Genomic DNA, 22,435 nt, shown 5'->3' with positions numbered 1-22,435 from the left:
AGCGGCGACCTTATCCGCCCGCCTTGGACCCGGCTGACGACTGACGGATCTTGTCAGTCGTGATCTCGCAGGGTCGCCGCGGCGGCTCGGGCGGCCGGGGCCAGCTCGTCGTCCCTCGAGGGGGCGAACACCGTCGTCGTCGGCGCCGGATGCGCGCGGAGCAGACGGGTCCGTTGCCAGGTCGGCGGATGCTCCGCGTCGCTGCGCCCGTTGCACGCCCGATCGACCCGCACCAGTCGCGCGAACTCATGGTCGGGGATCTCGGCCGCGGTACGTCGTACCGCGTCGAGCGGATCGCCCGTGCGATCGAACCGAACGGCGCGCTCGAGTGCGCGATAACAGATGCCGGCGAGCAGGACCCGCTCCAGGGACGCGGCGGTCGGCTCGGAGCCGACGAGCTCGGCCACGCGCCGGTCGATCCGGTACTCGCGCCGTTGCCGCCCGGCCAGATCGAGCCGACGCAGCAGCCGGTGGTACGCGCGGATCGGCGGGCCGAGGACGGCGTTCGCGATCTGGGTCATCCGATGGTGCGCGATCTGGCCCTCGCCACGCCCGACCACGACATCCACACCTTCGGAGTGCTTGGCCCGCCACTCACCGGCCGAGTCGAGTGCACCGGGGGACACAGTCGCCGCCAGTTCACCGATGACGTGCTGGGCCGCGCCGAGGACGCGGTCGTGCACGCTGCGCTGGTCGTCGTACAGGGCGTGCGCGAGGGCGGCGTACCGCTCCTGCGGTCCGAGGACGGTCCACGACGGGAGACCGAGCCGGAGGGTACGGCGGTAGCTCAGGCCGATGCGGTCGATCGCGATACGGGTGTCGGTGGTGACCACGACGCTCTGCAGTTTCGGCGTCCCGGTCTGACCGGCGAGGCGGTCGAGGACGTCGTACAGCTGGGGAGCCTGTTCTCTGGTCACCGGCTGGGCGCTGTCCGGGAGGCGGGTGATGCGCGGGCGGAAGATCGCGGTGATGACGAAGAGGATCGCGGCGAACGGGACGCCGAACAGGAACGGGCGGTAGAACACGAGCAGCGCGAGTCCGCCGAGCAGTCCGGGGAGCGGCACCAGTAGCACCGGCAGCGACAGCAGGAAAGCGCTCAGCGAACGTTCCGGTCCGGACGCGGGTCGCTCGGCCAGGGCATCCGCCAGTTTGCGCTCGCGCTCGACCTGCCGGTCCGGCTGCGCGGGCGCCGGCTCCAAGTTCCACTCACAGTGCCGGCACCAGATCGCGTAGCGCGCGTCGGTCGGCAACGGGCGGCCGCACTGCGGGCAGTCGACCGCGCTGTCCATCGTCATGGGGCAAGAATGCGACTCACCAGGGCCATTCAGAGCGTTTTCTCGAACAACACGCGACGGCGATCGAGGATGGTCTCCCGACCGGTCTCGACGTACCCGTGGCGCGGGTAGTAGCTGAGGTTCTCGGTCATCGCTTCGTTGGTACACAGGGTGATGCGGCGGTATCCGCGCTCGCGGGCCTGATCCTCGGTGAACGTCAGCAGGGCGGAGCCGAGGCCGGTGCCCTGGGCGTCCGGCGCGACGGCGAGGACGTCGAGCAGGAGCGAGTCGGGCTCGTCCTCCAGCAGTACGAAACCTCTGACGGCCCCACTGTCGTCATCGGTGGCGACCCACACCTTGGCGCCGTTGACGGCCGCGGTGTAGTCGATCGTCATCGGGATCGGAGGCAGGCCGATCCGGGGGATGTAGTGCTCGAAGGCCGCCCGGGCGATGGCCGTGACGACCCCCGCGTCGGCCGGCGTCGCGGGTCTGATCATGGGGGCATCCTTGGTCGGTGTGCAGAAATAGCCTAGACCGCTCGGACGTCGCACCGTAGCCTCCGGCGAGTGGACCTCACTGCTCTCCAGGATCGGTTCGGCGCCGATCGCGCCGCACCGATCGCTCTGGGTTGCTCCGAAGCGACCGTCGTCCGGCTCGACCGCGGCTCGGAACGCCTGTATTACAAGGAAGGTCAGGTCCTGGACGCCGAGGCCGATCGGCTGGCCTGGCTCGGCTCGACCGGTTTCCCGTGCCCACAGATCGTTGATCGCGGCAACAACTGGCTTCTGACCGCCGAGTTGCCCGGCCGGGACGCGTCCCAGGACTGGCCCGCCGCCGACCGCCCGGCCGTGCTCGCCGCGATGGCCGCCGGCCTGCGCGCACTGGACGAGCTCACCGACTGCCCGTTCGCCTCCCCCTTCCCCGGCGACGGCTCGGCCGTGACCCATGGGGACTACTGCGCACCGAACGTTTTCATCGACCCTTCGACGCTGCGTTTCACCGGAGTGCTCGACGTGAGTTGGCTCGGCACCGGCGACCGGTACGTCGACCTCGCGCTCATGTTCCAGAGCCTTCGCGGCACCCTGAACCCGCAGTACGGCGGACCACCCGCGGCGCGGCGCTTCGTCGAGTTGTACGGCGGCGATCCGGACGATCCGCGGATCGAGCAGTACATCGCGGTCGACACCGACGACTACTTGCCCTGATACGCCCGGCGGTACGCGCTCGGCGTGGTGTGCAGTGCGGCGCGGAACCGCCGGCGCAGATTGGTCGCCGAGGACAGACCGACGCGGGTCGCGATCGTGTCCACGGAAAGTTCTGTTTCCTCGAGCAGAAAACGTGTTCTGGCGATTCTCTGGGCGAGCAGCCACTGCCCTGGCGGGACCCCGAGTTGTTCCGCGAACCGGCGGGCGAGAGTTCGTGCGGAAACGTTGGCGCGACCTGCGAGATCCTCGAGCGTGATCGTTTCCGCGAGATTTTCCGTGGCCCAGTCGAGCAGTTCGCCGAGTGATTCCACGGGCTGCTCGGGCTCGTCGCGGTACTGCACCTGACCGCCTTCGCGATGCGGCGGCATCACCATCCGCCGGGCCACCCGGGACGCGTACGCCGCGCCCTGATCGTTGCGCACCAACTGCAGGCACAGATCGATACCGGTCCCCGATCCGCCGCTCGTCGCGACGTCACCGTGATCGATGTACAGCACGTCCGGATCCACTTGGACCGCGGGGAATCGGCGTTGCAGCTCGTCGGCGTACCGCCAATGGGTTGCGGCGCGACGACCATCGAGCAGGCCGGTCGCGGCCATCACGTACGCGCCCGAGCAGATACTCACCAGGCGCGCTCCGCGTCGGTGGGCACGCGTCAGCGCTCTCGTCACGGCCGCTGTCGGCTCGCGATTGATCGGCAGCCACCCCGGTACGACGATCGTGTCGGCCCGGTCGAGGGCACGCAGACCCGAGGCGACGACCATGTCGAAACCCTCGGTGGTCCGCACGTTCCCCGGCCGCTCGGTGCACACACTGAAGCGGTACGGCGCCTCGCGGAAGACCGCCGCCGCGCACCCGAGCTCGAAACTCGCCTGCGGCTGACTCACCAGTGCGACCACGCGATGCATGGCAAGAAAGTACCTGATCGGGACTATCCAGACACTGGGGACAAGCCTGTGGAGGACGCGAGGATCGGGGTATGCAGAACTACGAGTGGGCGTCGCTCGCCGACGCACCGGTCCGTGAACTCTTCCCCGGCATCAAGCTCCGGCCCCTGTGGTCCGGGGAGGTCGCCAAGGCATTCGTGTTGCAGATGGAACCCGGGTCACGCTGGGAGGGCATCGACGTCCACGACCCGGGTCCGGAGGAGGTGTTCGTCGTCGACGGCGTCTTCAACGACGGCGACCGCGACTACCCGGCCGGTTCGTTCATCCACGCCCCGGCCGGTTCGTCACACGTTCCGCAGTCCCCTCAGGGGTGCACGCTGTTCCTCTTCTACCCCGAGGGTTAGTTGTCGGTACTGCGCAGTTCGGTCGGGGCACCGTGCACGGCGGGGATGCTGCCGAGCTTGCCGGCCTGGAAGTCCTCGAAGGCCTGGACCACCTCGGCGCGGGTGTTCATCACGAACGGCCCGGCCATGGCGATCGGCTCCCGGATCGGGCGGCCGCCGATGACGAGGACATCCAGGTTCGGCTCCGCCTGCGACTGCGACGTACTGGCCGCCGTACGGATGGTGTCGCCGGGGCCGAAGACGGCCAGCTGACCCTTCCGGATCGCCCGCCGCTCGGCGCCAACGGTGCCCTGACCGGCCAGGACGTAGACGAGTGCGTTGTAGTCCGGCTGCCACGGCAGGACCATCTCCGCGCCCGGGCTTACGGTGGCATGCACCAGGCTGATCGGGGTGTGCGTCGAGCCGGGGCCGTCGTGACCGTCGACCGAGCCGGCGATCACCCGGATCAGCGAGGCGCCGTCCGGCGTGGTGAGCAGCGCGGAGTCGCCGCCACGGATGTCCTGGTAGCGCGGCGGGGCCCATTTGAGCGCCTTCGGCAGGTTCACCCAGAGCTGGACACCGTGGAACAGGCCACCGCTCAGCACCAGGTGCTCCGGCGGGGTCTCGATGTGGAGCAGGCCCGAGCCGGCGGTCATCCACTGGGTGTCACCGTTCGAGATGACGCCGCCACCACCGTTGGAGTCCTGGTGCTCCATGATCCCGTCGAGCATGTAGGTCACGGTCTCGAAGCCGCGGTGCGGGTGCCAGGGCGTGCCCTTCGGCTCGCCCGGCGCGTACTCGACCTCGCCCATCTGGTCCATGTGGATGAACGGGTCCAGGTCGCGGAGGTCCACACCCGCGAAGGCCCGGCGGACCGGGAAGCCCTCGCCTTCGTAGCCGCTCGGCGCCGAGGTCACCGACTTGACCGGGCGCTCGCGCACGACGGCGGGATCCTGCGGGCTGATCCGGGGCAGGACGGTGATGTCGCTGACGGTCACGGCGGGCATGGTGTGCTCCTCGCTGGTTGGTAGTTCAAGAATAAACTATCTGCCCGAACCGCGGCAAGACCGCCCGCATTCCCGGTTCACAGCGACCTCCCAGCCGCCGTCCAGGGACGCCGAAGACCCACTTGTCATCGTCGCCAGCGGAACCGATCCGCGAACTGGAGACGATCATGACGACGCTGCTCGACCGGCCCCGAGGGCCGCAGGACCCACCCGCCGACCCGCCGGTCCGACCGCCCGGCAGACTCCGGCGAGTGCTTCGCGGGCCCGCCGAGCAGGCGGCGTACGTCCGGCCGGCCGCGCTCGCGATGCTGGTCGGTACGGCGTTCCTCTACCTGTGGAACCTGACCGCGTCGGGGTACGGCAACAGCTTCTACGCCGCGGCCCAACTCGCCGGGACACAGAGCTGGAAGGCGTGGCTGTTCGGCTCGCTCGACGCGGGGAACGTGATCACGGTCGACAAACCACCGGGTGCGTTGTGGGTGGCGACGGCGTTCGCGCGGGTGTTCGGGTTCAACAGCTTCACGGTGCTCGCCCCGCAGGCGTTCATGGGGATCGCCGCGGTCGGACTGCTGTACCTGACCGTCAAGCGGGTGGCCGGCCCCGTCGCGGGGTTGATCGCCGGTAGTGCGCTGGCGCTGACGCCGGTCGCCGTACTGATGTTCCGGTTCAACAACCCGGACGCGTTGCTCGTGCTGCTGATGGTGGCCGCGGCGTACTTCGTCGTACGGTCGCTGTCGCGTGCATCGGCCCGGTGGTTGATGTTGGCGGGTGTCGCGATCGGGTTCGCGTTCCTGACCAAGATGATGCAGGCATTCCTGGTACTGCCTGCGTTCGGGCTGGTGTATCTGATCGCGGCGCCGACCTCGGTCCGGCGGCGATTGCTGCATCTGCTCGGGGCGTTGGGCGCGGTGATCGTCAGCGCCGGGTGGTACGTCGCCCTCGTGGAGCTGTGGCCCGCGTCGAGCCGGCCGTATATCGGTGGGTCGACCAACAACTCGCTGCTGGAGCTGGCGCTCGGGTACAACGGTCTCGGGCGGTTGCTGGGCGGCGAAGGCAACGGCGGCGGGGGCGGCGGCGGTATGGGTGGCGGCGGGAACACCGGGTTCGGTGGGACCGCGGGGATCACGCGGATGTTCGGTGATTCGTTCGGCACCGAGATCACGTGGTTGTTGCCGGCGGCCCTGATCGCGTTGGTCGGCGGCTTGTGGGTGACGCGCCGGGCGCCGCGGACCGATCTGCTGCGCGCCGGGCTGGTGCTGTGGGGCGGCTGGTTGCTGGTGACCGCGGGCGTCTTCAGCTTCATGAGCGGGACCGTGCATCCGTACTACGCGGTTGCGCTGGCACCGGCCATTGCCGGCCTGGTCGCGCTGGGCGCTTGGATCGGGCGGCGACAGCGGTGGTTGCTGGCCGCAATGATCGTGCCGACGGCGGTGTGGGACTACGTGCTGCTGACCCGTACGCCGGACTTCGCGCCGTGGGCGAAGTACGCCGTCCTCGCGGCCGGCGCGATCGCCACGCTCCTACTGCTCGCCGGGCGTCGGCTGCGGCGGGCGTTGCCGGCTCTGGTGCTGGCGGTGGTGGTGTCGCTCGGGCTCGGGAGCACGGCGTACGCGGCAGCCACCGCATCGCAGGCGCACAACGGGTCGATCCCGACGTCCGGTCCGAGCAGCAGCGCAATGGGCGGCGGCATGGGCGGCGCGACGCGCGGAAACGGCGGCCCCGGCGGCACCCCGCCAACAAACTCCACCGGCGCACCCCAACCCCCAGGCACCAGCACTTCAAACTCCACCGGCCAGACCGGCACCGGCACCGGCTCGACCGGGTCCACCGGGTCCACCGGGTCCACCGGGGCCACGGGGTCCGCAGGGGCTTCGGAGGCTGGCGGGCCTCAGGGCGGGGGCGGGATGGGCGGCGACGCGTCGGCGAGCAGCGAGCTGACGGCGCTGCTCGAGAAGACGACCACGACCTGGGCCGCGGCAACCAGCGGTTCACAGTCGGCGGCCTCGCTCGAACTCGCCACCGGCAAGTCCGTCATCGCCATCGGCGGCTTCAGCGGCACCGACGACGCACCGACCCTTGCGCAGTTCAAGCAATGGGTGGCCGAAGGCAAGATCTCGTACTACATCGCCGGCGGCCAAGGCGGCGGCGGACGCGGCGGCTCCTCCGCGGCGAGCGAGATCCAGTCCTGGGTCGAGTCCACCTACACAGCCACCACAGTCGGCACCACCACCGTCTACAACCTGACAAGCTGACCGACCGGACCCCCAGCCCATCACAATCCCCTTCTCGGCCGGGCGCCCCACGGGAGCGCCCGGCCAACCCCCGATTGTGATGGCCTGGCGCTCCGCACCTCCCCCCAACCCGCTGGCCCCGCACCCGCCAACCCGCTGGCCCCGCACCCCTCAACCCGCTGGCCCCGCGCCCGCCAACCCCGGCGGCCCCGGCACCACCGCACCCATCAACCCCGCCAGATCCGCACCCCGGAGTTCGCCGGCCACACCCCGCACAACCAGCCGGCGCCCTATCTCGAGCCGTCCGGCTGGTGGGTCGGATCTGTGGCACTCAGCAACTGGGGGAATCGGGGTTGGCGGGTGGGTTTTGCGGTGGGAGGGCGGGTGGGGTGGTGGAGTTGGTGAGTGTTGGCGGTCCGGGTGTGGGGTGGGGTCGGGGGCGTGGCAGACTCTGGAGTCGTGACGGCGCAGATTCTGGACGGTAAGGCGACGGCGGCAGCGATCAAGGACGAGTTGAAGCTCCGGGTCGCGAAGCTCGCCGAGCAGGGTGTGGTGCCCGGGCTCGGCACGATTCTGGTCGGCGACGACCCGGGCAGCCGGGCCTACGTGGCCGGCAAGCACCGCGACTGCGCGGCGGTCGGGATCTCCTCGATCCAGGTCGAGCTGCCGGACACCGCGACCCAGGACGAGATCGCCGCGAAGGTCCAGGAGCTCAACGAGAACCCGGAGTGCACCGGCTTCATCGTCCAGCTCCCGCTCCCCAAGCACGTCGACACGAACACGATCCTCGGCCTGATCGACCCCGCCAAGGACGCCGACGGTCTGCACCCGATGAGCCTCGGCAAGCTCGTCCTCGGCCAGGACGGTCCGCTCCCGTGCACCCCGAAGGGCTGCGTCGAGATCCTCCGGCGGTACGACGTCCCGATCGCCGGCGCGCACGTGGTCGTCGTCGGCCGTGGAGTGACCGCCGGCCGGCCGATGGGCCTGCTGTTCACCCGGCGGAGCGAGAACGCGACCGTCACCCAGTGCCACACCGGCACCAAGGACCTCGCCGCCGTGGTGCGCACCGGCGACATCGTGATCGCCGCCGCTGGTTCGGCCGGCCTGATCACCGCGGACATGGTGAAGCCCGGCGCCGTCCTCCTCGACGTCGGCACCAGCCGCAACGCCGAGGGGAAGATCGTCGGCGACATCGAGACCGCCGCCCGCGAAGAGGCGTCCTGGATCGCCCCGATGCCCGGTGGTATCGGCCCGATGACCCGCGCGATGCTGCTCACCAACGTCGTCGAGGCCGCTGAAGCGAGCCTTGCCCAGTGAGTTCCCGCGGGCTGGCTGAGACGAGTGTGACGTGCTGATGGCGGGCGAGGCCAAGCCGCGCAGCCAATGGCCGCTCGCGTTGTCCTTGCTGGCCGGTCTCGCCGGCCTGGTCGTGCTGTGGTTCTACAACTGGCGCAACGGCGTACTGGTCTTCGCCGGTGCCGTTGGCCTGGCAGGCCTGCTCCGAGCCGCGCTCTCCGACAGCGCCGCCGGGCTGCTGCGCGTCCGCAGCCGCATGTTCGACATCGCCTTCCTGTTCCTCACCGCCATCGCAATCGCCGTCCTGGGCCTGATCATCCCCAACTGACAATCCGCGTGCAGCCGGCACTCGGCGGCGGAATAATCCGGCGGATGGTGACTCTTCGCCCCGCCTCCACCGCCGACGGTCCGCAGGTCGCACGCGTGTACGTCGACTCCTGGAACGACGGCTTCGGCAACCTCATGCCACCCGCCGTCCTCGACGACGGCCGCATCGCCCGCTGGTCCACCACCCTTGCCACCGGCAACTGGTGGGTCGCCGAGAACGGCCCCAACGGCCACCAGGTCGCGTACCGGCTGAGGTTCCTCGGATAGCAGTTGGGGACTGTGGACAAGCAATTGCTTGTCCACAGTCCCCAGCGGGTGAGCCCGCCTGTTAGTGGAAGAAGTGGCGGGTTCCGGTGAAGTACATGGTGATGCCGGCCTTGGTGGCGGCTTCGATGGCGGCTTCGTCGCGGATGGAGCCGCCGGGCTGGACGACGGCCTTGACGCCGCCCTCGATCAGGACCTCGAGGCCGTCGGGGAACGGGAAGAAGGCGTCCGAGGCGGCGACCGAACCGGCTGCGCGCTCGCCGGCGCGGGAGACGGCCAGGCGGCAGGAGTCGACGCGGTTGACCTGACCCATGCCGACGCCGACCGAGGCGCCGTCCGCGGCCAGCAGGATCGCGTTCGACTTCACCGCGCGGCAGGCCTTCCAGGCGAACGCCAGGTCGGCGAGCACCTCGGGCGAGGCGGCGTCGCCGGCCGCGAGGGTCCACGCCGACGGGTCGTCACCGGGGGCCTGGAAGCGGTCGCGGTGCTGGAGCAGCAGGCCGCCGCTGATGGCGCGCAGCTCAACCGGCTCGCTCTGGTCGACGGCGGGCGCCACGAGCAGGCGGATGTTCTTCTTGCCCTGCAGGATCTCGACCGCGCCCTCGTCGTACCCGGGAGCGACCAGGACCTCGGTGAAGATCTCCGCGACCTGCTTGGCCATGTCCACCGAGACCGGCTGGTTCGTCGCGATCACACCGCCGTACGCCGACACCGGGTCGCACTCGTGCGCGCGCCGGTGCGCCTCGGCGATGTCCTTGCCGACCGCGATGCCGCACGGGTTCGCGTGCTTGATGATCGCGACCGCGGGCTCACTGAAGTCATACGCGGTACGGCGAGCCGCGTCGGCGTCGACGTAGTTGTTGTACGACATCTCCTTGCCGTGCAACTGCTCCGCGGCCGCCAGCCCGCCGCGGCCGTTCAGGTACAGGGCCGCCGGCTGGTGCGGGTTCTCGCCGTAACGCAGTACGGCGGACTTGTCCCACGACGCACCGATCCAGGACGGGAAGCCCGAGCCCTCGCTGCTGTCGGTGAGCACGTTGCCCATCCACGACGCGACCGCGATGTCGTACTCCGCGGTGTGCACGTACGCCGCGGCGGCGAGCTTCTGCCGGTCCTCCAGCGAGAAACCGCCCTCGTCGAGCACGGAGTACAGCAGGTCGTACTGCGCCGGCGACGTCACGACCGCGACGTTCGCGTGGTTCTTCGCGGCACCCCGCACCATCGACGGCCCGCCGATGTCGATCTGCTCGACGCACTCGTCGACCGACGCGCCGGACGCGACCGTCTCCGAGAACGGGTACAGGTTGCTGACCAGCAGGTCGAACGGCTCGACCCGCATCTCGCGCAGCTGCGCGACGTGCTCTTCGCGGCGGACGTCGGCCAGCAGCCCGGCGTGCACCATCGGGTGCAGCGTCTTGACCCGCCCGTCGAGGCACTCCGGGAACCCGGTCAGCTCCTCGACCTTGGTCACCGCGACACCCGCGGCGGCGATCCGCGCCGCCGTCGAACCGGTGGACACGATCTGCACGCCCGCCGCGGACAGCGCGGAAGCGAGCTCCTCCAGGCCGGTCTTGTCGTACACGCTGATCAGCGCTCGCCGAATCGGCCTGCGGTCGGTGCTCACTTCAGTCGAACCTTTCGTCCGGTGATGGTCCAGCCGTCACGGACCAGCCGGCCGACCCACTCCACCAGCTGGCGGCGTTCGACCTCCTTGATCCGCTCGGTCAGGGTTTCTTCGGTGTCGTCGTCCTCGACGTCGACCACGACCTGCGCGATGATCGGCCCGGTGTCGACGCCGCCGTCCACGAAGAACAGCGTCGCGCCGGCCACCTTCACGCCGTACTCGATCGCGTCCCGGGGACCGTGGATCCCGGGGAAGGCGGGCAGCAGCGCGTTGTGGGTGTTGATGTACCGGTCGCCGAAGGCGCCGAGGAAGTCGTCCCCGACCAGCTTCAGGAACCCGGCCGACACCACCAGGTCGGGCTTGTGCTCCGCGACCGACGCGGTCAGCGCCCGGTCCCAGTCGACCCGCTCGGGGTACTCCTTGACCTTGTGGACGAACGTCGGCACCCCGGCGGCCGCGGCGCGGTCCAGCCCGGCGATCCCGTCCCGGTCGGCACCGACGGCGACGACCTGGGCGCCGTACGCCGGGTCGGCGCACGCGTCCAGCAAGGCCTGCAGGTTCGACCCCGACCCCGAGACGAGCACGACGAGGCGTGCCTGCCCGGAATCAGACACAGCGGAGTCCGCAGCAGAAGTCACGGCGGGAAGCCTATCGCTCGACTTCCCCTGCATCGTCAGCCGGTCGGCGTGCGGACGCCACGGCGGCCGTGATCGCGGCCCCGATCGCCATCCCAGCCGCCAGCAGACCGGCCGCCGACAGCGCGGCCGGCACCCCGATCGCGGACATCCGGCCCGGCCCGGCCGAGCCACCCGACAACGCCATCAGCACGTACAGCACGACCCCCGCGAGCAGCGCCGACATCCCGCCACGCAGCGCGAACGCGTCCCAGCCGAGTGCGTTCGCGTCCCGCTCCGCGAGCCCACGCCGTACGACGACCAGTCCCGCGACCACGCCGGCGATCAGCGGTACGACGGCCGTCAGCGCCAGCACGTACGGCGGAGTGGAGCCGTCCTCGGGCACCGCGGCCAGCAGCGGGAGGGCGGGCAGGTTCCCGACGTCCACGCCGGTCGGCGCGATCGTGGTCCCGGTCCCGAGCTGGAAACCAGGCCCGGCGAGGAACGCGACGACGTACAGGATCATGTTCGGCACCAGCATCAGGCAGATCGCGAACAGCACGACCGACCCGATCACACCGGCGTTCAGGAGTTCGAGCATCCCGGTGATCCGGGAGAAGTGGATCGCGAGCAGTACGGCGTACAGCACCGCCGCGAGCGCGATCACGGTCAGCACGGCGGCGAGCGCAGCCGGTACGGCGTCCCGCAGCCCAGCCGGTGTCGCGTCGGCGATGTCCTCACCCGCACCGGACTCGACGACGATCCCCGCCGCACCGGCGACCAGGGCTAGGCAGAAGGCGCCGAGGAACGCGGACAACGGGGAGACCTTCAGCGGTCCATCCGCCGTGAACAGCGCCACAACGAGCGCACCGAGGGCGTAGATCAGCGCGAAGGCGCCGGCCAGCATGAGCAGGTCCCTGGTCCGGTCGGCCGCGCTTGAGCGGGCGGCGGACTTACCGCCGCGGTACAGGCACCAGGCGAGGAACAGAGTCAGACCGAGCGGTGCGACGCTGATGTGGCCGGTGCCGAGCGTGACGCTGGCCTTGTGCGCGACCAGCCAGGCTGCCGCACCGGCCCGGACCGCACCCGAGGCGCCGCCGAACGTCGCCGCCAGCCAGCCGATCACGGCAACCGCGGCGCAGGTGAGCAGACCGGTCAGCAGGCAGGCTCCGGCTGAGATCACGGCCGACACGACCAACGGCTTGGTCTGGGCGGCGATCTCCGACGTCGGCGCTGTATTCGATTCACCGTCCCGCGCGCCCGGGCGGCTCAGCATGTCGGTCATCTGACCCCCATGGTCTCTCCGCACCCGGATACCGCTCGTCCTGACACGCCGGGTGTGGGAGACTTCAGCCCGCTCGCTCACGCTCAGTTCACCGGTGTTCACTCGTGTTCGCCTGGTGGTTGCGGAATGGGAGCGGCATGGGTCCACCGGGTACTGTCGGGTGGAATCAGTCAGGAGGTCGAGCTTTGGCCGGTTCCCACCGTGCACAGCGCGGCGGCGGTCGCGCCGCTGCCCGGGAAGCGCGTCGGCAGCAGGCGCGCAAGCGGAACCAGACGATCGCCGCAGGGGTCGCGGTCGTGGTGCTGGTCGGCGGCGGCGGTGTCGCTGCCCTGAACGCGTTCGGCGGCGACAAGTCTCCCGGACCGAAGGTCGGCAAGGGGCCGTCGGACGACAAGCCGACCGAATCCCCCGTGCTGGCCGACGACAAGGCGCTGCTCGACGTCACCGGCGCGAAGGCGCTCGGCGCCACCGGCGCCTGGGCGGTCGCCAAGACCGCGGACGCCGACTCCGCCCCGGACACCGCGTTCGTCTGCCAGCCGCAGCGGTTCGCCGACCCGTCCGGTCTGCGCACCTGGGTGCGCACCTTCCAGAACGCGACCACCAAGGACACCGCGGTCCAGTACGTCGACGTCTCGAACGACAAACCCACCGCCGCCAAGACGTACGCCGCGGTCGTGCACTGGTTGAGCCAGTGCAACACCCCGCAGACCCGGTTGTCGGCCGGTTACGTGACCACGGGCGTCGGCCAGGCCGGCGTAATCGCCGTGTTCGGGTCGGTGCCCGGCGCGAAGACGACGAAGTACAAGACCGTCTCGGTCACGCTCGCCGGGCAGGCGACGATGGTGATCGAGCACGACACGCTGGCGAAGACGCCGCCGCGGCCGGACGCCGTACTGGCCGCGACCAGCGCCGCGACCAAGAAGATCTGCGCCCAGACCGGCGGCTGCTCGACCGCCGCCCCGCTCGCGAAACCGGCGCTGCTGCCGAACGTCGACACTCCTGGATTCATGGCCTCGGTCGACCTGCCGCTGCTGACCGAGATCAACAAGACGTGGGTGAGCGCCACCGCGAAGACCACCGCCGGCACCGGCTGCGAGAAGCTCGACTTCAAGAAGGCGAAGGCGACCAAGTTCGGCACCGTCACCTACGTGACGCCGGACGCCAAGGTGCCGACCGAGTTCGGGCTCGACGACACGGTGGCCACGTTCGCCACCCCGGCGGCCGCGTCGGACTTCGTCAGCCAGGTGCGGAAGAACATCGACGCCTGCGGGAAGAACGTCTCGAACGCCAAGGTCGAGTCGACCGGCACGGTCCAGACCGGCACCATCAAGGGCAAGAGCTGGAAGGCGACGTACGACACCGGGGACGGGAAGAAGTTCGTCTACCGGATCGGGGTCGCCGGGGCCGGAAACCGGGCGGTGTACGTGCTGTTCCCGGTGCTGAAGGAACTGGACCTGACCGACGACGCCTTCAACGAGACGCTGTCCCGCGCGGCCGACCGCTCAGCGGCGTACAAGTAGGACAAGCAGAAAGCGGGACCCGCCCCGAGGGGCAGGTCCCGCTTTCTGTTACCCGGGCAGTTACTTGCTCAGGCCCTGCATGATCTCGCGCATCAGGTTGGCGGTCTCGGACGGCGTCTTGCCGACCTTCACGCCGACGGCCTCGAGGGCGTCCTGCTTCGCGGCCGCCGTGCCGGACGAGCCGGACACGATCGCGCCCGCGTGACCCATGGTCTTGCCCTCCGGCGCGGTGAAGCCCGCGACGTACCCGACGACCGGCTTGGTCACGTTCGCCTTGATGAACGCGGCCGCCCGCTCCTCGGCGTCACCACCGATTTCACCGATCATCACGATCGCATCGGTGTCCGGGTCGTCCTGGAACGCCTGCAGCGCGTCGATGTGCGTGGTCCCGATGATCGGGTCACCACCGATACCGATCGCGGTGGAGAACCCGAAGTCCCGCAGCTCGTACATCATCTGGTAGGTCAGCGTGCCGGACTTCGACACCAGACCGATCCGGCCCTGGCCGGCGATGTCGGCCGGGATGATGCCCGCGTTCGACGACCCCGGGGTGATGATGCCCGGGCAGTTCGGCCCGATGATCCGGGTCTTGCCGGACGCCTGCGCGGCGGCGAAGAACGCGGCGGTGTCGTGCACCGGCACGCCCTCGGTGATCACCACGACCAGCGGCACCTCGGCCTCGACGGCCTCCAGTACGGCGTCCTTGGTGAACTTCGGCGGGACGAAGATGACCGACACGTTCGCGCCGGTCTCCTTGACGGCGTCCGCGACGGTGCCGAAGACCGGCACGGCCTTACCGTCGAAGTCCTGGCTCTGGCCCGCCTTGCGCGGGTTCACGCCGCCGACGATGTTGGTGCCCGAGGCAAGCATCCGGGTGGTGTGCTTGGTGCCCTCGGAGCCGGTCATGCCCTGGACGATGACCTTGCTGTCCTTGGTCAGGAAGATAGACATTGTTCGGCGATCCCTTACTTCGCAGCCAGCTCGGCGGCGCGCTTGGCGGCGCCGTCCATCGTGTCGACCCGCTCCAGACCGGCCAGCCCGGCCTCGTCGAGGATCCGGCGGCCCTCCTCGGCGTTGTTGCCGTCCAGCCGGACGACCATCGGCTTGGTGACGGCCTCGCCCCGGCTCGACAGCAGCTCGAACGCCTGCACGATGCCGTTCGCGACCGCGTCGCAGGCGGTGATGCCGCCGAAGACGTTCACGAACACGCTCTTCACCTGCTGGTCGGAGATGATGATCTCCAGGCCGTTCGCCATCACCTCGGCGCTCGCGCCACCACCGATGTCCAGGAAGTTCGCGGGCTTCTGGCCGCCGAACTCCTCGCCCGCGTAGGCCACCACGTCGAGGGTCGACATGACCAGGCCCGCGCCGTTGCCGATGATGCCGACGGAACCGTCGAGCTTCACGTAGTTCAGGCCCTTGGCCTTGGCAGCGGCCTCCAGCGGGTCGGCCGCCGAGACGTCCTCGAACTCGGCGTGGTCCGGGTGCCGGAAGTCGGCGTTCTCGTCCAGCGTGACCTTGCCGTCCAGCGCCTCGACGTTGCCGTCCTCGAGCTTGACCAGCGGGTTCACCTCGACCAGCGACGCGTCCTCGCTGAGGAAGACCTCGTACAGCTTGACGATCTCCGGGACCACGGCGTCGATCACGTCGGCCGGGTACTTCGCTGCTTCGGCGATCTCCCGGGCCTTCGCCTCGTCCACACCGGTGGCCGGGTCGATCGAGATCTGCGCGACCGCGTCCGGGTTCGTGTGCGCGACCTCCTCGATCTCCATGCCGCCGGCGGCGGAGGCGATGCAGAGGTAGTTGCGGTTCGCCCGGTCGACCAGGAAGGAGAAGTAGTACTCCTCCGCGATCGCCGCGGCCGGGACGATGTTCAGGATCTTGACGACGTGGCCCTTGATGTCCAGCCCGAGGATCTCGCGGGCCTTCTCCTCCGCCTCGTCGGGGCTGCTCGCCAGCTTGACGCCGCCGGCCTTCCCGCGGCCACCGGTCTTCACCTGGGCCTTCACGACCACCCGGCCGCCGATTTTCTCGGCTGCCGCGCGGGCTTCCTCCGGAGTCGTGACAACCGCACCCACGGTCGTCCGCACCCCGTGCTTGGCGAAGACCGTCTTCGCCTGGAATTCCATCAGATCCACGAGTGTGGTCCCTCTCTCGCCGGTACGGATTCCTGACACTAGCCACCCCTGAGCCGAGAGCAACAGCCGGGGTACTCCCTGAGACGACTGTCACAGGCTCTCGCGGCGTCGTGCGACGCTTGTCCGCATGACCGATTCCCAGCCTGACGCCGTACCCGTTCCGGGGAGCAGACCAGCTGACGACTGGTGGCGTTCCGCCGTCGTCTACCAGGTGTACCCGCGCTCCTTCGCCGACGCCGACGGAGACGGAACGGGCGACGTGAACGGTATCCGCGCCCGCCTGGAGTACCTCGCCGACCTCGGCGTGGACGCGATCTGGATCAGCCCGTGGTACCCGTCCCCGCTGCTCGACGGCGGCTACGACGTCGCCGACTACCGCGACATCAATCCGGAGTTCGGCACGCTGGCCGACGCCGACGCGCTGATCGCCGAGGCGCACGCGCTCGGTCTGCGGATTCTGATCGACCTGGTGCCGAACCACTGCTCCTGGGAACACCCGTGGTTCAAGGCGGCGCTGGCGGCGGGTAAGGGCTCTCCGGAGCGCGACCTGTTCTGGTTCCGCGACTCCGAGGACGGCAAGCCGCCGACGAACTGGCCGGCCGCGTTCGGTGGCCCGGCCTGGCAGCAGATCGACGACGGCCAGTGGTACCTGCACCTGTTCGACATCTCCCAGCCGGACTGGAACTGGGACCACCCGAAGGTGATCGAGGAGTTCGACGCGATCCTGCGGTTCTGGTTCGACCGTGGCGTGGACGGGTTCCGGATCGACGTGGCCGACTCGATGGCGAAGGACGCGACGCTTCCCGACGTACCGCTGGAGAACGGTCAGCCGACGAAGGAGAAGTACGTCGGGAACCCGTTCTACGACCAGCCGGGGGTCCACACCATCCACCAGCGCTGGCGGGCGATCGCCGACGAGTACGCCGACACGCCGCAGGGTCCCCGGGTGTTCGTCGCGGAAGCCTGGTTGTCGCCGGCAGAGCGGCTGGCGCAGTACGTGCGGCCGAACGAGCTGCACTCGGCGTTCAACTTCGACGCGCTGCGCTGCGCGTGGGACGCGAAGGAGCTGCGCGAGGTCATCGACCACACCACGGAGAACCTGTGGGCGGTCGGGGCGCCGGCGACCTGGGTGCTGAGCAACCACGACACGATCCGGCACCGCACCCGGTACGGCCGGGCCCGGCGGGACGCGCTGGAGGGCGCGGGCGTCGTACCGACGGATGTGGAGCTCGGGTTGCGCCGGGCGCGGGCCGCCGTGCTGCTGGAGCTGGCGCTGCCCGGTGGCGCGTACGTCTATCAGGGTGACGAGCTCGGGCTGCCCGAGGTCGAGGACCTGCCCGAGGACGTGCTCGACGACCCGACCTGGGAGCGCTCGGGTCATACGGTCCGCGGCCGCGACGGTTGCCGGGTCCCGATCCCGTGGTCCGGCTCCGAGCCGCCGTACGGGTTCGGCCCGGGCACCGGTCAGCCCTGGCTGCCGCAGCCCGCCGACTGGTCGGGCCTGACCGCGGAGGCGCAGGCCGGAAAGCCCGACAGCCACCTCGCTCTGTACAAGGCGGCGCTCCGGATCCGCCGCGAGCACCCGGCGCTCGGCGAAGGCCGCCTCGCGTGGGACCAGGAGGCGCCCGAGGGAGTCCTGTCCTTCACCCGCGACCCCGGCTTCCGCTGCGTGGTCAACGTGAGCGACGCCCCGGTCACCCTCCCGCCGCACCAGCGGATCCTGGTCGCCAGCGAGCCCCTCGACGGCGACGAACTCCCCGTCGACGCGACCGTCTGGCTCGAAAGCTGACCTGACCAAGCGAAACGGCCGGAGCGAAGGCTCCGGCCGTTTCCTTGTACTGCGGTGTTTCTAGCGGTACCGCAAGCGATCCTCGCGGTCGCGACGATCGCGGTCCGCCTGGTCCCGCCGGTCGCGGTCGTCCTGGTCGCGGCGGTCCCGGTCCCGGCGGTCGCGGTCGTCGCGATCGCGCCGGTCCCGGTCGCGCCGGTCGCGGTCCTCCTGCTGGCGGCGGAACAGGCTCACTTCACGCCACCTGCCGTGAGGCCTGCGACGATCCGGCGCTGGAACAGCAGGACGGCGATCACGAGCGGGATCGTGACGATCACACCGGCGGCCATCTGGCTGCCGAAGGGTTGGTCACGGCCCGTCGTACCGGTGAACTGCGAGATGATCACGTTCGCCGTCTGGATCGACTTCTTGTTGGTCATGCTCAGCGCGATCAGGAACTCGTTCCAGGCCGCGATGAACGTGATGATCGCGGTGGTGAACACACCGGGCGCCGCCAACGGGATGATGATCTTGCGGAACGCCTGGGCCGGCGTACAGCCGTCCACCATCGCCGCCTGCTCGAGCTCCTGCGGCATCTGCCGGAAGAACGCGGTCAGGTTCCACACCGCCAGCGGCAGTGCGAACGACAGGCTGGGCACGATCATCGCCTGGTAGGTGTTGATCCAGCCGATGTTGACGAACAGCTTCAGCAGCGGCACCACCAGCGAGATGCCCGGGAACATCGACGTGGTGATGATGATCGCCAGCACGACGTTCTTGAACTTGAAGTCCAGCCGCGCCAGCGTGTACGCCGCTACCATGCCGATGATCAGCGTCAGGATCGTCACCGACCCGGCCACGATCAGGCTGTTCAGCAGACCCCGCCCGAAGCCGTTGTCACCGCTGAACACGTCCTTGAAGTTCTGCATCGAGAACGGTGCCGGGATCCACTTGTTCGAGAACTGGTCGGACGGCCGGCGGAACGCCGACACGACCATCCAGTAGAACGGCGCCAGGCAGTAGATCACGATGATCGCGACGCCGAGCAACGGCAGCCAGCGCTTGAGCGCGGCGTTCTCGCCGGCCCGAACCTGCGGGATGTCGGTGGCCATCAGACGTTTCCTCCTGTACCGGGAGCGGCACCCACGGCGACCGCGGCCCGCGCGGCCTTGGTCCCCGAGCCGCCACCCTTCTTCCGGCGGCCTCCGCTCTTCCTGGCCCGGGCCTCACCGATCACGTCGGCGCCGAGGATCTTCACGAAGAGGTAAGCCACCACCGCGACGTACACGAACAGCACTGTCGCGTAGGCGGCCGCTGGTCCGTATCTGACATTGGACGCTTCGTCGTAGGCGAGCATCGAGAGCGTCTCGACCGAGTCCTTGTGCGCGCCCACGAGCACGAACGGAAGGTCGAAGATCCGCAGCGTGTCGAGGATCCGGAACAACACTGCCACCAGCAGCGCCGGCTTCACCAGCGGCATCGTGATCCGCAGGAAGGCCTGCCATGCGTTCGCCCCGTCCACCTTGGCGGCCTCGTAGACCTCGGCCGGGATGGTCTGCAGCCCGGCCAGGACCAGAAGGCCGATGAACGGTGCGGTCTTCCAGGTGTCCGCGATCACCACGGAGAACTTCGACTGCCAGCCCTCCGTCGACCACAGCACCTGAGTGCCGAGCAGGGCGTTGGCGATACCGTCGGCCTGGAAGATCCACTTCCACAGCAGCGCCGAGATGACGGTCGGAATCGCCCACGGGACCAGGATGCTGGCCCGGACGATGCCGCGGCCCTTGAAGGCCTTGTGCATGATCAGCGCCATCGCGACGCCGAGGATGGTTTCCAGGATGACGCAGACGACCGTGAAGAACGTCGTGTTCCAGAAGGCGTTCCAGAACCGGTGTCCGGTATCACCCTTGAAGATGTCGGTGTAGTTCTGCAGACCGACGAACGTCGATCCCTGGACGACGAACCCGTTCGCGTCGAGGTGCTGGCCGCTCTGGAACAGAGATTCGCGCAATGCCGCGATGATCGGGAACAGCACCACCACGGCGAGCACGAGCAACGTCGGCGAGAGCAGGATCGCGGCCAGCCGGCCGGTGCCCTCGTTGAAACTCGTCGGGTGCTTCTCTTTCTTGGCCGGTCGATCGACGACCGGCGCATTTGCAGTCACCTGAGACTCCTTTTGACTTCCCGAGCAGGAACCCGGGCAGGGACTGGCCGGGGCCGGTGCGTGGTCAGTACTTCTCCACTCACCGGCCCCGGCACGACGGTCATTGCGTGATGATCGACTGCAGCTTGGTCTGCAGGTCGGCCAGCGCCTTGTCCGGCGCCACCGTGCCGTTCAGCGAGTCGTACGCCGCGGCCTGGATGGCAGCCGTGACGTCGCCGTACTTGACCACCTTCGGGCGCGGCTGCGCACCGAGGATCGACGCCTTCAGCGGCGCGAGGTACGGGAACTGCTTGGACAGCGTCGGGTCGTCGTACAGCGACTGCCAGGTCGGAGCCTGCGAGGTCGCCTCGATATTCGCCTTCTGGCGGGCCTCGCTCGCCATGAAGTTGATGAAGTCGATCGCAGTCGCCTTGTTCTTGGCGTACGAGCTGATCGCGTAGTCGTGACCACCGAGCGAGGAGACGCCCGGACCGGACTTACCCGGCAGCGGCGCGACCGCGAACTTGCCGGCGATCTTCGACGAGCCGTCGGTCTTGTTCGCCAGGGAGTACACGTACGGCCAGTTGCGCAGGAAGAGCAGCTTGCCGTCCTGGAACGCGCGGCGGGACTCCTCCTCCTTGTAGGTGATCGCGGCCTTCGGGATGGCGCCGGTCTTGAACCCGTTCACCAGCTCCTCGAGACCGGCCTTGGCCTCCGGGGTGTTGACGTTCGGCTTGCCGTCCTTGCCGACGATCTCGCCGCCGGCGGAGTTGACGGCCTCGGAGAAGTTGACCGTGAGGCCCTCGTACTTCTCGAACTGGCCCGAGTAGCAGCTCATGCCCTTGGCCTCGGGCAGCGCGGCCACCTTCTGGCAGGCGGCGAGCATCTCGTCCCAGGTCTTCGGCGGCTCGGTGACGCCGGCCTTGGTCAGCAGGTCCTTGCGGTAGTAGAGCAGACCGCCGTCGGAGGTGATCGGGACACCGTAGAGCTTGTCGCGGTACTTCGCGGTCTCGACGGTCGCCGGGATCAGCTTGCCCAGGTCGGGCACCTTGTCCTCGGGGATCTGGGTGATCCACTGGTTCGCGGCGAACTCCGACGTCCAGACGACGTCCATGTTCAGCACCGTGAACGCGTCGGACTTGGCCTGCGCGTTCTGAACCATCTGCTGGCGCTGCGCGTCAGCGTCCTCGGGCAGTTCCTTCAGCTCGACCTTCTCGTTCGGGTGTGACGAGTTCCAGGCAGCAAGCTGCTTCGGCAGGAAGCCCGACGTGTCCTTACCGGTGGCGAAGGTGATCGGCCCCCGGCCCTCGAGTGCCCCTGCCGCGCTGCTGCCCCCGCCGCTGCTGCTTCCGCTGTCGCCACTACCACACGCGGTGGCGAGCAGCGCCAAGCTGCCTGCGACGGCTACGAAAGCCGTCCTGCGTGCGTGTGATCGTTCAAACCTCATCGTTTACCTGCCCTCTCCCGATTTGGGACATCGCTTGGGTCCTGCGCCAGCAGTTCGCAGACCCCCACCGCACTGCGATCCGCCCTGTCCGGACAGTAACCGAGAACGGGGTGATGTGTTCTGAGCCACACACACCCCAGCTCGACGGTCTCTGAAACGGACAACCGCATGGCTGTATGCGACCGCGTTTGGGAAGCCCGCACAACCGGGCATTTCCTAACGATTCGGTATTACCGATTAGTAACCTGACTGAAACGGGCAGGACTGTTCAGATCGACTCCGGGCAGTCGCCATCACGCTCCGGAGCGGATCCGGGGCTCCGCTAGGGCGTGTCTCCCAATCCCGCGCCGTAGCGAGCAGGTGCTCGGTGCGGTAGCTCGGCGCGCGGGAGCGAAGGTCTCGATGCGGAGCATCGTGGCCTTTGCTCCCGTGCAGCGAGGTGCCGCACCGAGTGCCGCGCAGTAGGTGCTGGGTCGTCAGACATGCCCTAACGGGTCAGGCAGGTGAGGCCGAGGCGTCGCCGACGTGGCCCCGGACCCACTCGACGATCTCGGTCGTGGTGGCACCCGGAGTGAAGATCTTGTGCACGCCCAACTCGGCCAGCGGCTGCAGGTCGGCGTCCGGGATGATCCCGCCGCCGAACACCACGATGTCCTCCGCGTCCCGCTCCACCAGCAGCTCGCGCACCCGCTTGAACAGCGTCATGTGCGCGCCGGACAGCACCGACAGGCCGATAGCGTCGGCGTCCTCGGCGATCGCGGTCTCGACGATCTGCTCCGGCGTCTGGTGCAGCCCGGTGTAGATGACCTCCATGCCGGCGTCCCGCAGGGCACGGGCGACGACCTTGGCACCGCGGTCGTGTCCGTCCAGACCGGGTTTGGCGACGACAACGCGCAGCGGACTCGTAGCAGGCATGTGGGCAGGCTAACCGCTGCGAACCTCACGGATAAGACACGGAGGCGTGTGTTCCCCGACACGCGGAACCGGAAGCGGTTACTTTGGAAGGAGATCGGACCACCGGG

22 protein-coding genes are annotated in these 22,435 nt (G+C 69.1%); 8 read left to right on the top strand and 14 right to left on the bottom strand.

What is annotated here, in order from left to right; translation table 11 throughout:
• Positions 1-53: 53 nt before the first annotated feature.
• Both AC0662_RS14205 and AC0662_RS14200 read right to left on the bottom strand, forming a co-directional pair.
• On the bottom strand, positions 54-1,295 hold the full coding sequence (locus tag AC0662_RS14205; protein ID WP_478300822.1) for a hypothetical protein: 1,242 nt from the start codon (positions 1,293-1,295) through the stop codon (positions 54-56).
• A gap of 29 nt (positions 1,296-1,324) precedes the next feature.
• A complete protein-coding gene (locus AC0662_RS14200; RefSeq protein WP_478300820.1) occupies positions 1,325-1,771 on the bottom strand; it encodes a GNAT family N-acetyltransferase in 447 nt (148 codons plus the stop codon).
• A 69-nt stretch (positions 1,772-1,840) separates the two neighbouring features.
• Here AC0662_RS14200 and AC0662_RS14195 point away from each other — a divergent pair, with 69 nt between their 5' ends.
• Positions 1,841-2,479, top strand: a complete 639-nt coding sequence (locus AC0662_RS14195; RefSeq protein ID WP_452200753.1) for a phosphotransferase — start codon at positions 1,841-1,843, stop codon at positions 2,477-2,479.
• Here AC0662_RS14195 and AC0662_RS14190 read toward each other — a convergent pair.
• Positions 2,467-3,387 carry a helix-turn-helix domain-containing protein gene (locus AC0662_RS14190; RefSeq protein ID WP_478300817.1) on the bottom strand — a complete coding sequence of 307 codons (921 nt, stop codon included), beginning with the start codon at positions 3,385-3,387 and terminating at the stop codon, positions 2,467-2,469. The two genes, AC0662_RS14195 and AC0662_RS14190, sit on opposite strands and share 13 nt — an antisense overlap.
• 71 nt (positions 3,388-3,458) lie before the next feature.
• Between AC0662_RS14190 and AC0662_RS14185 the strand changes: the two genes are divergently transcribed.
• Positions 3,459-3,770 carry a cupin domain-containing protein gene (locus tag AC0662_RS14185; protein ID WP_478300815.1) on the top strand — a complete coding sequence of 104 codons (312 nt, stop codon included), beginning with the start codon at positions 3,459-3,461 and terminating at the stop codon, positions 3,768-3,770.
• On the opposite strand, the gene AC0662_RS14180 is transcribed toward AC0662_RS14185, so the two are convergent.
• Entirely contained in the window at positions 3,767-4,756 is a 990-nt protein-coding gene (locus tag AC0662_RS14180; protein WP_452200747.1) for a pirin family protein, read from the bottom strand. The genes AC0662_RS14185 and AC0662_RS14180 overlap by 4 nt on opposite strands.
• A gap of 167 nt (positions 4,757-4,923) precedes the next feature.
• Between AC0662_RS14180 and AC0662_RS14175 the strand changes: the two genes are divergently transcribed.
• The 4 genes from AC0662_RS14175 (at position 4,924) to AC0662_RS14160 (ending at position 8,877) form a co-directional block, all read left to right on the top strand.
• Complete coding sequence (locus tag AC0662_RS14175; RefSeq protein WP_478300813.1) at positions 4,924-7,008, top strand: glycosyltransferase family 39 protein; 2,085 nt, start codon at positions 4,924-4,926, stop codon at positions 7,006-7,008.
• A gap of 438 nt (positions 7,009-7,446) precedes the next feature.
• The gene (locus tag AC0662_RS14170; protein ID WP_478300811.1) at positions 7,447-8,304 is read left to right on the top strand and encodes a bifunctional methylenetetrahydrofolate dehydrogenase/methenyltetrahydrofolate cyclohydrolase; all 858 of its coding nucleotides are present in this window, start codon (positions 7,447-7,449) and stop codon (positions 8,302-8,304) included.
• A gap of 37 nt (positions 8,305-8,341) precedes the next feature.
• Positions 8,342-8,611, top strand: a complete 270-nt coding sequence (locus tag AC0662_RS14165) for a DUF3017 domain-containing protein (protein WP_478301919.1) — start codon at positions 8,342-8,344, stop codon at positions 8,609-8,611.
• 44 nt (positions 8,612-8,655) lie between these two features.
• A complete protein-coding gene (locus tag AC0662_RS14160; RefSeq protein WP_452200742.1) occupies positions 8,656-8,877 on the top strand; it encodes a hypothetical protein in 222 nt (73 codons plus the stop codon).
• Between the two features lie 61 nt (positions 8,878-8,938).
• Here the strand turns inward: AC0662_RS14160 and purH are convergent, their stop codons facing one another.
• The 3 genes from purH to AC0662_RS14145 are packed head-to-tail and all read right to left on the bottom strand — an operon-like array spanning position 8,939 to position 12,397.
• Positions 8,939-10,498, bottom strand: coding sequence for a bifunctional phosphoribosylaminoimidazolecarboxamide formyltransferase/IMP cyclohydrolase (purH, locus tag AC0662_RS14155; protein ID WP_478300809.1), 1,560 nt, complete (start codon positions 10,496-10,498; stop codon positions 8,939-8,941).
• Positions 10,495-11,136: a phosphoribosylglycinamide formyltransferase gene (purN, locus tag AC0662_RS14150; protein ID WP_452200739.1), complete on the bottom strand. Its 642-nt coding sequence runs from the start codon at positions 11,134-11,136 to the stop codon at positions 10,495-10,497. Before purN ends, purH begins: the two co-directional genes overlap by 4 nt.
• 10 nt (positions 11,137-11,146) lie before the next feature.
• Positions 11,147-12,397 carry a cell division protein PerM gene (locus AC0662_RS14145; protein ID WP_478300806.1) on the bottom strand — a complete coding sequence of 417 codons (1,251 nt, stop codon included), beginning with the start codon at positions 12,395-12,397 and terminating at the stop codon, positions 11,147-11,149.
• A 185-nt stretch (positions 12,398-12,582) separates the two neighbouring features.
• Between AC0662_RS14145 and AC0662_RS14140 the strand changes: the two genes are divergently transcribed.
• Complete coding sequence (locus AC0662_RS14140) at positions 12,583-13,917, top strand: hypothetical protein (RefSeq protein WP_452200735.1); 1,335 nt, start codon at positions 12,583-12,585, stop codon at positions 13,915-13,917.
• A 60-nt stretch (positions 13,918-13,977) separates the two neighbouring features.
• Here the strand turns inward: AC0662_RS14140 and sucD are convergent, their stop codons facing one another.
• Complete coding sequence (sucD, locus tag AC0662_RS14135) at positions 13,978-14,868, bottom strand: succinate--CoA ligase subunit alpha (protein WP_452200734.1); 891 nt, start codon at positions 14,866-14,868, stop codon at positions 13,978-13,980.
• Positions 14,869-14,882: 14 nt separating this feature from the next.
• A complete protein-coding gene (sucC, locus tag AC0662_RS14130; protein ID WP_478300803.1) occupies positions 14,883-16,055 on the bottom strand; it encodes an ADP-forming succinate--CoA ligase subunit beta in 1,173 nt (390 codons plus the stop codon).
• Positions 16,056-16,182: 127 nt separating this feature from the next.
• Here sucC and AC0662_RS14125 point away from each other — a divergent pair, with 127 nt between their 5' ends.
• Positions 16,183-17,844: a glycoside hydrolase family 13 protein gene (locus AC0662_RS14125; RefSeq protein ID WP_478300801.1), complete on the top strand. Its 1,662-nt coding sequence runs from the start codon at positions 16,183-16,185 to the stop codon at positions 17,842-17,844.
• Between the two features lie 60 nt (positions 17,845-17,904).
• On the opposite strand, the gene AC0662_RS14120 is transcribed toward AC0662_RS14125, so the two are convergent.
• The 5 genes from AC0662_RS14120 to AC0662_RS14100 all read right to left on the bottom strand — a co-directional run bounded on the left by AC0662_RS14120 (position 17,905) and on the right by AC0662_RS14100 (position 22,328).
• The gene (locus tag AC0662_RS14120) at positions 17,905-18,078 is read right to left on the bottom strand and encodes a hypothetical protein (protein WP_478300799.1); all 174 of its coding nucleotides are present in this window, start codon (positions 18,076-18,078) and stop codon (positions 17,905-17,907) included.
• Positions 18,075-18,935: a carbohydrate ABC transporter permease gene (locus AC0662_RS14115; RefSeq protein ID WP_478300797.1), complete on the bottom strand. Its 861-nt coding sequence runs from the start codon at positions 18,933-18,935 to the stop codon at positions 18,075-18,077. Before AC0662_RS14115 ends, AC0662_RS14120 begins: the two co-directional genes overlap by 4 nt.
• Positions 18,935-19,987, bottom strand: coding sequence for a carbohydrate ABC transporter permease (locus tag AC0662_RS14110; protein ID WP_452204650.1), 1,053 nt, complete (start codon positions 19,985-19,987; stop codon positions 18,935-18,937). Before AC0662_RS14110 ends, AC0662_RS14115 begins: the two co-directional genes overlap by 1 nt.
• A gap of 100 nt (positions 19,988-20,087) precedes the next feature.
• Entirely contained in the window at positions 20,088-21,356 is a 1,269-nt protein-coding gene (locus AC0662_RS14105; protein WP_452204651.1) for an ABC transporter substrate-binding protein, read from the bottom strand.
• A gap of 552 nt (positions 21,357-21,908) precedes the next feature.
• Positions 21,909-22,328 carry a coenzyme B12-dependent isobutyryl CoA mutase small subunit gene (locus tag AC0662_RS14100; RefSeq protein WP_452204652.1) on the bottom strand — a complete coding sequence of 140 codons (420 nt, stop codon included), beginning with the start codon at positions 22,326-22,328 and terminating at the stop codon, positions 21,909-21,911.
• Positions 22,329-22,435 lie beyond the last annotated feature (107 nt).

Source organism: Kribbella sp. NPDC043289 (genome assembly GCF_056436705.1).
The sequence above is the reverse complement of the archived record's forward strand: the minus strand, read 5'-3'. Positions and strand labels throughout refer to the sequence as shown.

Bases quoted from the DNA above. Each gene is read 5' to 3' on its own strand.
- AC0662_RS14160 (WP_452200742.1), top strand. From the start codon at position 8,656: ATGGTGACTCTTCGCCCCGCCTCCACCGCCGACGGTCCGCAGGTCGCA.
- AC0662_RS14145 (WP_478300806.1), bottom strand. From the start codon at position 12,397: ATGACCGACATGCTGAGCCGCCCGGGCGCGCGGGACGGTGAATCGAAT.
- AC0662_RS14185 (WP_478300815.1), top strand. From the start codon at position 3,459: ATGCAGAACTACGAGTGGGCGTCGCTCGCCGACGCACCGGTCCGTGAA.
- AC0662_RS14115 (WP_478300797.1), bottom strand. From the start codon at position 18,935: ATGGCCACCGACATCCCGCAGGTTCGGGCCGGCGAGAACGCCGCGCTC.
- AC0662_RS14180 (WP_452200747.1), bottom strand. From the start codon at position 4,756: ATGCCCGCCGTGACCGTCAGCGACATCACCGTCCTGCCCCGGATCAGC.
- AC0662_RS14200 (WP_478300820.1), bottom strand. From the start codon at position 1,771: ATGATCAGACCCGCGACGCCGGCCGACGCGGGGGTCGTCACGGCCATC.
- AC0662_RS14190 (WP_478300817.1), bottom strand. From the start codon at position 3,387: ATGCATCGCGTGGTCGCACTGGTGAGTCAGCCGCAGGCGAGTTTCGAG.
- AC0662_RS14165 (WP_478301919.1), top strand. From the start codon at position 8,342: ATGGCGGGCGAGGCCAAGCCGCGCAGCCAATGGCCGCTCGCGTTGTCC.
- AC0662_RS14125 (WP_478300801.1), top strand. From the start codon at position 16,183: ATGACCGATTCCCAGCCTGACGCCGTACCCGTTCCGGGGAGCAGACCA.
- sucD (WP_452200734.1), bottom strand. From the start codon at position 14,868: ATGTCTATCTTCCTGACCAAGGACAGCAAGGTCATCGTCCAGGGCATG.
- AC0662_RS14100 (WP_452204652.1), bottom strand. From the start codon at position 22,328: ATGCCTGCTACGAGTCCGCTGCGCGTTGTCGTCGCCAAACCCGGTCTG.
- AC0662_RS14205 (WP_478300822.1), bottom strand. From the start codon at position 1,295: ATGACGATGGACAGCGCGGTCGACTGCCCGCAGTGCGGCCGCCCGTTG.
- AC0662_RS14175 (WP_478300813.1), top strand. From the start codon at position 4,924: ATGACGACGCTGCTCGACCGGCCCCGAGGGCCGCAGGACCCACCCGCC.